The sequence below is a fragment of the uncultured Pelagimonas sp. genome, from assembly GCF_947498515.1.
GTDB lineage: Bacteria > Pseudomonadota > Alphaproteobacteria > Rhodobacterales > Rhodobacteraceae > Pelagimonas.
The window spans coordinates 1-935 of sequence record NZ_CANMKO010000033.1 but is presented as its reverse complement, the minus strand read 5'-3'; the positions used below and the strand labels follow the sequence as shown (position 1 = coordinate 935).

The 935-nt window shown below is 59.0% G+C and carries 1 pseudogene; it reads left to right on the top strand.

Annotation, left to right across the window (positions count from 1 at the left end):
* A pseudogene (locus Q1A43_RS22385) lies at positions 1-899 on the top strand (IS3 family transposase); the annotation flags it as partial.
* Between the last annotated feature and the right edge of the window lie 36 nt (positions 900-935).

Below are 935 nucleotides of genomic sequence, written 5' to 3'. Positions count from 1 at the left end.
GCAAAGCAAATGGCACAAGAGGGGACCATCTATGGACATCTGGCAATTGCCCGTGATCCTGATCTTGCGTCGGATCGGGCCAAACGAGACGAGGTTCTGCACCCTGAGGTGCAACGGGTGTGGGATCAGAACTTCAAGGTCTACGGGGGGCGCAAGGTGTGGCACCAGATGCGCCGCGAAGGCTTCGATGTGGCCCGCTGCACGGTGGAACTGCTGATGCGACAGCTTGGCATTCAAGGAGTTACCCGTGGCAAGGCCCAGAAGACGACCAAGCCGGACAAGGCCCTGCCGTGCCCGCGTGACAAGGTGAACCGGCAGTTCCGGGCACCGGCCCCGAACACGCTGTGGGTCAGCGACTTCACTTACGTGTCGACCTGGCAGGGATTTGTCTATGTTGCCTTCGTGATCAACACCTTTGCCCACCGTATCGTCGGCTGGCGAGCATCAAGATCGCCTCTGACCCAGTTCGTGTTGCCCTTTCGGCAGATTGCTGTGCAATCGCCTGCCGGGTAACAGGTTCCTTGGAATAGACGCTCATTGAGCGACGACCGGCAGGCGATCTCATTCATCACAGTGACCGGGGCAGCCAGTATGTGTCGATCCGCTATACCGAGCGCTTGGACGAGAAGGTGGACGAGGCCGGGGTCGAACCCTCGGTCGGCAGCGTTGGTGACAGCTATGACAACCCCCTCGCAGAAGCCATCATCGGGTTGTTCAAGGCGGAGGTCATCCACCGGCTGGGGCCATGGAAGACCGCTGACGCCGTCGAATGGGAAACCCTGATGTGGGTCGACTGGTTCAACAACCGACGCCTTCTGCAGCCCATCGGAAACATTCCGCCAGCAGAGGCCAAGGAGAAGTTCTATGAACAATGCAACAAGTTCGATAAAGTCGCCTGAAACGGAGTAATCAGCCTCCGGGAAAAACGGGGCGGT